This is a genomic window from Micromonospora endolithica (assembly GCF_003626595.1).
GTDB classification, from domain to species: Bacteria; Actinomycetota; Actinomycetes; order Mycobacteriales; family Micromonosporaceae; genus Micromonospora; species Micromonospora endolithica.
On sequence record NZ_RBAK01000006.1, the window covers coordinates 412093 to 421145 of the forward strand.

Below are 9053 nucleotides of genomic sequence, written 5' to 3' on the forward strand. Positions count from 1 at the left end.
AGGGGAGGCGTGATGCTGTCCACCCGTGACCTGGTCGCCGGCTACGACGAGCGGACCGTGCTGGACGGCCTGGACCTGGACCTGCCCGCCGACGCGTTCACCGTCATCGTCGGCCCCAACGCCTGTGGCAAGTCCACCCTGCTGCGCACCATGGCCCGCCTGCTCACCCCGCGGCGTGGCACGGTGCTGCTCGACGGCGCCGCGATCCGCGACCTGCCCACCCGTGAGGTCGCCCGCCGGCTCGGCGTGCTGCCGCAGAGCCCGCTGGTGCCCGAGGGTGTCACCGTCGCCGACCTGGTCGGCCGGGGCCGGCAGCCGTACCAGCGGTGGTGGCGGCAGTGGTCGGCCGACGACGGCGCGGCGGTGGACCGGGCGATGGCCCTGGCCGACGTCGCCGGCCTGGCTGACCGGCCGGTGGACACCCTTTCCGGCGGGCAGCGGCAGCGGGTCTGGATCGCCATGACCCTCGCCCAGGACACCGACGCGCTGCTGCTCGACGAGCCGACCACGTTCCTCGACCTGGCCCACCAGGTGGAGGTGCTGGACCTGCTGCACCGGCTGCGCGCCGAGCGGGGCCGCACCGTGGTGGCCGTGCTGCACGACCTCAACCAGGCGGCCCGGTACGCCGACCACCTCGTCGCGATGCGCTCCGGCGCCGTCGTGGCCACCGGAGCACCCCGGGAGATCCTCACCGCCGACCTGGTCCGCGAGGTCTTCGGCCTGGACTGCGTCGTGGTGCCCTGCCCGGTGACCGGTGCGCCGCTGGTGGTGCCCGGTCTGACCTGCCCGTCCCTCGCCGGCCCCACCGGGGCCGCCGCCGTGCCTGCCCCTGCCGCTGTGCCTGCCCCCGCCGCCGTGCCTGCCCCTGCCACCGGGGACTCCGTCGTGGCCGGGGCCGGGAACCCGGCGACCACCTCCCCGGCCGAGGCCGGGGCGCCCGCGCACCCCGCTCCGGCGGCCACCACCCCGGTGGCCCGCCACCCCTGACCGGCCCGCGCGGAGACCCCGCGCACCGGCTCGTACCTGTCGAAAGGAACCTGATGCGTCGTCTCGCCGCCGCGCTCACCGCGGCGCTCGCCCTCGGCGTCGGTCTCACCGCCTGCGGTGAGAGCGACCCGGTCGCCGGCACCACCACCGGGGAGACCCGGGAGATCACCCACGCCATGGGCACCACCAAGGTGCCGGTCGACCCCAAGCGGGTCGTGGTGCTCGACACCGACAAGATCGACACCGCGCTCTCCCTCGGCGTGAAGCCGGTCGGCGCCGCCACCGCCGGTGAGGCGAAGAGCTGGCCGACCTACTTCGGCGCGGACCAGCTCGCCGGCATCACCGAGGTCGGCGTGCTCACCGAGCCCGACCTGGAGGCGATCAACGCCCTCAACCCGGACCTGATCCTGGGCAGCAAGTTCCGCCAGGAGAAGTTCTACGACGAGCTGGCCGCCATCGCGCCGACCGTGTTCACCGAGAAGGTCGGCATCACCTGGAAGGAGAACCTTCTCCTCGACGGCAAGGCCCTCGGCAGGGAACAGCAGGCCCGCGATCTGCTCGACACCTACGAGAAGCGGGCGGCGGACTTCGGCGCGTCGCTGGGCGACGCCGCGACCCGCGAGATCTCCATCGTGCGGTTCATCCCCGGCGCCATCCGGGTGTACGGCCCGGACTCGTTCTCCGGCATCGTCGTCGGCGACACCGGCCTCGGCCGCCCTGAGCGGCAGCAGCTCGCCGACAAGGAGGACAAGCGCTTCGACCTGGTCAGCGCCGAGCGGATCAACGAGGTGGACGGCGACGTGGTGTTCGTGACCGCGTACGGCGAGAAGGCCGCCGCCGAGCAGGCCACGGTGACCGGCGGCACCCTCTGGAAGAACCTGTCCGCGGTCAAGGCGGGCAAGGCCCACGTGGTCAGCGACGAGGTGTGGATGACCGGCATCGGCGTCGGCGCCGCCAACAAGATCCTCGACGACCTGGCAAAGTACCTGACCGCCTGACCCACCCCACCCCGCGCGCGGTGCGCGTGCGCGTGCGCCGCGCCGCCGTGCGCGGTGCGCCGTGCGCCGTGCGCCGTGCGCCGTGCGCAAGATCGTGCTCGATCCGTGAAGTAGTGGCCTCCCACCGTCGGGGAGGCCACTACTTCCTTGTTCGAGCGCGATCTTGGACAGCGGTCACGGTCGGGGCCGGCTGGGGAGTCCGCGGGAGCGGAGGGCGGCGCGTACCTCGGCCACGAACCCGTCGAAGTCCTCCCGCAACCGCCTCGACGTCACGTGCAGCACGATCCACTCGCCGCCGAGAAGTCGGTTGAGTCGGCGCCGGTCGTGGTGGAGCTGCCCCGGCTCGTCGTGCCACAGACCGTCGTACTCGACCGCCACCTTGCACTCCGGCCAGGCCAGGTCGAGCCGGGCGACGAACCGCCCGCCGTCGGTGACCACCCACTGCGTCCGGGGCCGGGGCAGACCAGCCAGTTGGAGTCGGACCCGGGTCCGGGACTCCTGCGGCGATTCCGCTCCCGGATCGGCCAACCCGACCGCCCGCAGCATCGCCCGCCAGCCACGGCGGCCGGCCCGCGTCAACGCGTAGTCCCGCAGGGCCGGCACGGTGACGAGCCGTCGGGCCAGCAACGCTTCGATGATCACGACCGCCTCGACGACATCGTGCCAACGAGCGACGTCCCAGCAGGTCCGGGCCGGCGTGGTCACGGTGACCCCGTCGCGTTCCACGACGTCGGCGCGCTCGACGAGCGCCCGGTGGATCCGCAGCCCCGCCGTCGGCCCGATCCGCCTCGCCTTCCGGCACCCCCCGGCCCGGCCGGACGTCGGGGCAGTGAGGGCACCGGTGGTGGCTGTCCCGGTGGTCGGGGGGTCGGTGGTGGTCGGGTGGGGAGTCGGTGCGGTCGGTACCAGCACGTCGATGGGCCCGTCGATCGTCGACTGGCCGACGCCGTAGAGCGCTGCGGCGGAGCGCCCGGCGATGGCGGAGCCGGCCGGGAGCAACCACCGGAGGGCGGCCCGGCACCGTTGCCGATCGGTGATCCGGAGGGCCGCGTCGGCGTAGACGTCCCGGAACAGTGGACGCCACGCCGAACTCCGTAGGTCGTTGCGAGTCAGCAGTCCGCGCGAGATGGCGGTCGAGCCGCGGAAGATCCGCCCCCGCAGCGGGGGCGGGCGTCGAGGAGCCTTCGGCATGCCCCCGACGCTGCCCGATCCGCCCCGAGCGCGATGCCCCTGGTGGACAAGCCGGGGTGTCCCCTTCCACGATCGTGCTCGAACAGGGAAGTAATGACCTCCAAGCCGCTCCGAGGCCACTACTTCCCGGATCCAGCGTGATCTTGCCGGCGGGTGTGCGGTGTGCGGTGTGCGGACGCGTGCGGGGTCAGGCGGCGGTGGACCAGATGGCTTGGAAGGCGGCGGCCTCGCCGGCCAGCCACTGCTCGATCTGCTCGGGCTTGGCGCCCTCGGGCATGCGGTGGGACTCGCCCCGTCGCACGTCGACCAGGACCGGCTCGGCGTGCGGCAGGACCGCGTCCATGTGGCGGGACATCAGGTGCAGCGTGGCGAGCACCGCCTCCTCGCTGGGCGGGGCCTCGTCGAAGTGCAGGCGGACCGCCTCGACGCGGCCGTCGGCGTGCCGTACGCCGAAGTGGGGGTTGATCTTGACAGGAAGGTCGCCCAGCATGGCGAGGGCGTCACGGGTCTGGGCGAGGTCGACGTCGCGCGGCTCGCCGAGGGAGTGCAGCCAGGTGGTCGCGCCCGGCACGAGCGCCTGGTAGAGCGGGCGCCAGCGCGGCTTGACCACGTCGACCACCTGGTCGAGGTGGGTGCCGCCGGTGTGGAAGGCGACGTCGGCCTTGAGCGCCTTGACGAACTGACCGTGCGGGTTGAAGCCGGAACGGCTGGCCCGCTGCTTGCGCAGCCCGCCGACGAAGGTGGCCTTGGTCGGGCCGGTGCGGTCGACGTAGCGGGTGAACCCGAGGAGGGTGGCGTAGGGGGTGAGCGGGGCGGTGGAGGTGGGCGCAGTCACGTGCATCCTCCCAGGTCAACAACTCGATTAGTACATACATTCTAATCGACGGGGGTGACATCGCGCAGGGCACGAAAAGGGCCGCCCGGACATCCCGGGCGGCCCTGGAAAAGAAATGTCAGAGCTGGCCGACGTCGGTGATCCGGACGACCGCGGCGCCCGCCTCGTCGGAGGCGGCCAGGTCGACCTCGGCGCTGATGCCCCAGTCGTGGTCGCCGTCCGGGTCGTCCAGGATCTGCCGGACCGTCCACCTTTCCCGGCCCTGCTCGATCATCAGCAGCGCCGGGCCGCGCGCGTCCGGCCCGACCCCGATCCCGTCGTACGACTCGAAGTACGGCTCCAGCGCGTCCGCCCACGCGTCGGCGTCCCACCCGTGCGCGGAGTCCAGGTCGCCGAGCAGGTCCCAGCGGCGCAGCGCGGCCAGCTCGACCCGGCGGAACAGGGCGTTGCGCACCAGCACCCGGAAGGCCCGGGTGTTGCGGGTGACCGCCGCCGGCCGGTCGTCCAGCGACGACGCCACGTCGGCCACGTCCGACGGGTTGCGCAACCGCTCCCACTCGTCGATCAGGCTGGAGTCGACCTGCCGGACCAGCTCGCCCAGCCACTCGATCAGGTCGACCAGCTCGTCGGTCTTGGCGTCCTCGGGCACGGTCTGCCGCAGCGTCTTGTACGCGTCGGCGAGGTACCGCAGCACCAGGCCCTCGGAGCGGGTCAGCGAGTAGAACTGCACGTACTCGGTGAAGGTCATCGCGCGCTCGTACATGTCGCGGACGACCGACTTGGGGGAGAGCTGGTGGTCGGCGACCCAGGGGTGGCCCTGCCGGTACATCTCGTACGCCGCCCCGAGCAGCTCGGCCAGCGGCTTGGGCCAGGTCACCTCGTCGAGCAGTTCGAGGCGGGCCTCGTACTCGATGCCCTCGGCCTTCATCGCGGCGACCGCCTCGCCGCGGGCCTTGAACTGCTGCGCGGAGAGCACCTGGCGCGGGTCGTCGAGGATCGACTCGATCACCGAGAGCACATCCAGGGCGTACGACGGGGACGCCTCGTCGAGCAGCTCGATCGCGGCCAGCGCCAGCGGGGACAGCGGCTGGTTGAGGGCGAAGTCGAGCTGGAGGTCGACGGTGAGCCGGACCCGGCGGCCGGTCTCGTCCGGCTCGTCGAGCTGCTCGACCACGCCGCCGGCCCTCAGCGCCCGGTAGATGGCGATGGCCCGGCGGATGTGCCGGCGCTGGGCGGCGGCGTCCTCGTGGTTGTCGGTGAGCAGGTGCCGCATCGCGGCGAACGCGTCACCGGGGCGGCCGATGACGTTGAGCAGCATCGAGTGGCTGACCTGGAAGCTGGAGGTCAGCGGCTCCGGCTCGGCCTCGACCAGGCGGTTGAAGGTCGGCTCGCCCCAGCCGATCGAGCCCTCCGGCGGCTTCTTCTTGACCACCTTGCGCCGCTTCTTCGGGTCGTCGCCGGCCTTGGCCAGGGCCTTCTCGTTGTCGATGACGTGTTCGGGGGCCTGCACGACGACCCGGCCGATGGTGTCGAACCCGGCCCGGCCGGCCCGCCCGGCGATCTGGTGGAACTCGCGGGCCTTGAGCAGTCGGGTGCGTACCCCGTCGTACTTGGACAGGCCGGTGAACAGCACCGTGCGGATCGGCACGTTGATGCCCACGCCGAGGGTGTCGGTGCCGCAGATGACCTTGAGCAGGCCGGCCTGGGCGAGGGTCTCCACCAGCCGGCGGTACTTGGGCAGCATGCCGGCGTGGTGCACGCCGATGCCGTGCCGCACCAGCCGGGACAGCGTCTTGCCGAAGCCCGAGGTAAACCGGAAGTTCCCGATCGCGGTGGCGATCAGGTCCTTCTCCGCCCGGGTGCAGACGTTGACGCTCATCAGCGCCTGTGCCCGCTCCAGCGCGGCGGCCTGGGTGAAGTGCACGACGTACACCGGGGCCTGCTTGGTCTCCAGCAGCTCCTCCAGGGTCTCGTGCAGCGGGGTCATCGCGTACGAGAAGAGGAGCGGAACCGGCCGCTCGGCCGAGCGGACGACGGCGGTCGGCCGGCCGGTACGCCGGGTCAGGTCGTCGACGAAGCGGGTGGTGTCGCCCAGCGTGGCGGACATCAGCACGAACTGCGCGTGCGGCAGCTCGATCAGCGGGACCTGCCACGCCCAGCCCCGGTCCGGTTCGGCGTAGAAGTGGAACTCGTCCATGACCACCTGGCCGACGTCGGCCCGGGTGCCCTCGCGCAACGCCAGGTTGGCCAGGATCTCCGCCGTGCAGCAGATGATCGGCGCGTCGGCGTTGACGCTGGCGTCGCCGGTGAGCATGCCGACGTTCTCCGCGCCGAACACCTCGCAGAGCGCGAAGAACTTCTCCGACACCAGCGCCTTGATCGGCGCGGTGTAGAAGCTGGTGCGGTCGTCGGCCAGGGCGGCGAAGTGGGCCGCGATCGCGACCAGGCTCTTGCCCGAGCCGGTCGGCGTATTCATGATCACGTTCGCGCCGGAGACGATCTCGATGACCGCCTCCTCCTGGTGCGGATAGAGGTCGAGGCCGCGCTCGGACGCCCAACCGGCGAAGGCGTCGAACAGGGTGTCGGGATCGGCGGTCTTGGGCAGCGCGGCGGTGAGTGTCATGGCGGCTCAATGGTGCCTGGATCATCACCCGCCGCGCCAGCCGGGTCGCTCACCCGGGGTGAGGAAGGGGCCCTTCCTATGCACCAGGCGTTAACAGGGGGCCCTTCCTTACATAGACCAGGTCGGCGATCGGGCGGCCGGCGACCAGGGCGCGGCGTTCGAACTTCGTCACCGGGCGGTGCGCCGGACGTGGGGCGAACCCGTCGTGGGCGTTGACCAACCCCGGGTCGCCGTCAAGGGTGACCCGCATCGCCTCGGCGTACTCGGCCCAGTCGGTCGCGCAGTGCAGCGTCCCGCCCGGCCGCAGCCGCGAGCGCAGCAAGGCCACGTGGGTGGGCTGGATGATCCGCCGCTTGTGGTGCCGGGACTTCGGCCACGGGTCGGGGAAGAACACGTGCACCGCGTCCAGCGAGTCCTCCGGCAGCCCTCGGACCAGGTCCAACGCGTCGCCTTCGGCCACCCGCACGTTGCCCAGGCCGTGTCGCTCGACCAGGTCCAGCAGGTTGGCGATTCCGGGCGTGTGCACCTCGACCGCCAGATAGTCTCGATCCGGATCGGCGGCGGCCATCGTCACGGTGGTGTCGCCCATCCCGGACCCGATCTCCAGCACCAGTGGCGCCCGCCGGCCGAACAGCCCGACCGGGTCCACGCCGGTGGCGGGATCGTCCGGCACGACGACGCCGAGCAGCGGCCACAGCCGCGCCAAGGCCTCCGTCTGGCGGCCGCTCATCCGGCCGCGGCGCGGGTGGAAGGTGCGGATGCCGCGGCTGGCGGTGGCGGTGTGCGCGTCGGTGGAGGTCACAACCACCCGAGCGTACGCGACGACCGCGCCGGATCGGATGTGATGTACGACCGGGGATGAGAGGATCCATCCCGTACGGCGAAACGGGCGCGTGGCGTCCGGAACCGGTGCGCGACGCGTACGCCGGGAGGGGGTTGTGGTGACGGTGACCCGAAGCGGCCTGGCGCTGTCGATCATGGCCGTGCTCGCCGGCCCGTTCCTCGCGGCCGTCCCCGCCGCCGCGGCGGCGCCGCAGCCGTCGCCGGGTGGGCCGTCCGTCTTCGTCGAGGTGAGTCCGAGCACCGTCGAACCGGGCTACCTGGTCGGTATCAAGGCCAGCTGCCGGGACAACTCGATCCCCGCGGTGGTGGTCTCCGACGCGTTCGGCCGGGTGCAGGTGCAGCCGCAGTACGGCAGGCTCACCGCCGCGCCGATGGTGCGCGACCGCACCCGCCCCGGCAACTACCGCGTCAAGCTGGAGTGCCGCGACGGCGAGACCGCCTCGACGATGCTCCAGGTGGTCAAGAAGGTGCCCTCCAGTCGGGGCCCGGCAACCGGGTTCGGCGGCTCGGCCGGCAACGCCGCCGGCGGCCTGCTGCTCCCCGGTGGCGTGGCGCTGACCGTGGCCGGCCTCGTCGTGTGGGTGGCGTCGACCCGTCGCCGAGACCGTGGCGTCGCCCGGCGCTGACCACGGCCATGACCACCTCACCGCCCCCGAACCGGGCCGCCGGCGCGGCCCGGCCCCGGTCCGGCCGGAGCCCGTGGTCGGTACCGCTGGCGGTGGTGCTCGTGCTGGTCGGCGTCTTCGCCACCGGCGCCGGTCTCGGCCGCACCGCCGGTCCGTTCGAGTGGGCCACCACGTCCGCCGGTGACCGTGCCGCCCGGGGTGAGGGGGCCGGGCTGACCGCGAGCCGGCCGGTACGCCTGTCCGTCCCCACGATCGGCATCGCCGCCCCGGTCGAACCGGTCGGCCAGGCCAGGGACGGGTCGATCGGCGTACCGCCCCTGGAACGCGCCGACGAGACCGGCTGGTACGACCGCGGTCCCACCCCGGGCGAGCCGGGGCCGGCGGTGATCGTCGGGCACGTCGACACCAAACGCGGGCCGTCGGTCTTCCACGACCTGCACAAGCTGCGCCCCGGCGACACCGTCGAGGTGACCCGGGCGGACCGCTCGGTGGTGGTGTTCCGGGTCGACTCGGTGGAGCACTTCCCGAAGGACCGCCTGCCGGCCGACCGGGTCTACGGCGACTCGGGCCCGCCCGGGCTGCGCCTGATCACCTGCGGCGGCGACTGGCTCGGCGGGCGCACCGGGTACGCCGACAACGTGATCGCCTTCGCCACGCTGCAGTCCTCCCGGGAGCCGTGAGTCTGGACGAGCTTGCCCTTCAGCGGTCCCTCTGCCCGCGCAGCGGTCGCCCTGCCCGCGCAGCGGTCCTCCTGCCCGCACGGCGGGGTCCTTGCCCGCCTGGCGGCACAGACTTCCGATTGCGTTATGTCTGACTGAAATATTTATGGGTCTTGTGACGTGTCTGTGGGTGGTTGGGCGCGTCAGTGATGGCGCACGCCGTTGTCCTGCCTAGGTTCTGGCTTGTCGAAGGTCAGAACTGTGAGGGCGGGAGAACGGCGTGCGTTCTGC

At 72.4% G+C, this 9053-nt stretch carries 7 protein-coding genes and 1 pseudogene; 4 read left to right on the forward strand and 4 right to left on the reverse strand.

Going from position 1 to position 9053, the window contains the following annotated elements; translation table 11 throughout:
- Positions 1-12 precede the first annotated feature (12 nt).
- Both D7223_RS18075 and D7223_RS18080 read left to right on the forward strand, forming a co-directional pair.
- A pseudogene (locus D7223_RS18075) lies at positions 13-784 on the forward strand (ABC transporter ATP-binding protein); the annotation flags it as partial.
- 256 nt (positions 785-1040) lie between these two features.
- On the forward strand, positions 1041-1985 hold the full coding sequence (locus D7223_RS18080; RefSeq protein WP_120729562.1) for an ABC transporter substrate-binding protein: 945 nt from the start codon (positions 1041-1043) through the stop codon (positions 1983-1985).
- A gap of 174 nt (positions 1986-2159) precedes the next feature.
- Here D7223_RS18080 and D7223_RS18085 read toward each other — a convergent pair whose 3' ends face one another.
- From D7223_RS18085 to trmB, 4 genes are all read right to left on the reverse strand, one after another.
- Complete coding sequence (locus D7223_RS18085; protein WP_120729563.1) at positions 2160-3176, reverse strand: endonuclease domain-containing protein; 1017 nt, start codon at positions 3174-3176, stop codon at positions 2160-2162.
- A gap of 187 nt (positions 3177-3363) precedes the next feature.
- Positions 3364-4011, reverse strand: a complete 648-nt coding sequence (locus tag D7223_RS18090) for a hypothetical protein (RefSeq protein ID WP_120729564.1) — start codon at positions 4009-4011, stop codon at positions 3364-3366.
- 118 nt (positions 4012-4129) lie between these two features.
- The gene (locus D7223_RS18095; protein WP_120729565.1) at positions 4130-6634 is read right to left on the reverse strand and encodes a DEAD/DEAH box helicase; all 2505 of its coding nucleotides are present in this window, start codon (positions 6632-6634) and stop codon (positions 4130-4132) included.
- A 76-nt stretch (positions 6635-6710) separates the two neighbouring features.
- Complete coding sequence (trmB, locus tag D7223_RS18100) at positions 6711-7436, reverse strand: tRNA (guanosine(46)-N7)-methyltransferase TrmB (RefSeq protein ID WP_120729566.1); 726 nt, start codon at positions 7434-7436, stop codon at positions 6711-6713.
- A 136-nt stretch (positions 7437-7572) separates the two neighbouring features.
- On the opposite strand from trmB, the gene D7223_RS18105 reads away from it, so the two are divergent.
- Positions 7573-8103 (forward strand): hypothetical protein, encoded by a 531-nt coding sequence (locus D7223_RS18105; protein ID WP_120729567.1) that lies wholly within the window; start codon positions 7573-7575, stop codon positions 8101-8103.
- 8 nt (positions 8104-8111) lie between these two features.
- Positions 8112-8783 carry a class F sortase gene (locus D7223_RS18110; RefSeq protein WP_120729608.1) on the forward strand — a complete coding sequence of 224 codons (672 nt, stop codon included), beginning with the start codon at positions 8112-8114 and terminating at the stop codon, positions 8781-8783.
- Positions 8784-9053: the final 270 nt, after the last annotated feature.

Excerpts from the sequence above, each read along its gene's own strand:
- D7223_RS18080 (WP_120729562.1), top strand. The coding sequence starts at position 1,041 with ATGCGTCGTCTCGCCGCCGCGCTCACCGCGGCGCTCGCCCTCGGCGTC.
- D7223_RS18085 (WP_120729563.1), bottom strand. The coding sequence starts at position 3,176 with ATGCCGAAGGCTCCTCGACGCCCGCCCCCGCTGCGGGGGCGGATCTTC.
- D7223_RS18095 (WP_120729565.1), bottom strand. The coding sequence starts at position 6,634 with ATGACACTCACCGCCGCGCTGCCCAAGACCGCCGATCCCGACACCCTG.
- D7223_RS18110 (WP_120729608.1), top strand. The coding sequence starts at position 8,112 with ATGACCACCTCACCGCCCCCGAACCGGGCCGCCGGCGCGGCCCGGCCC.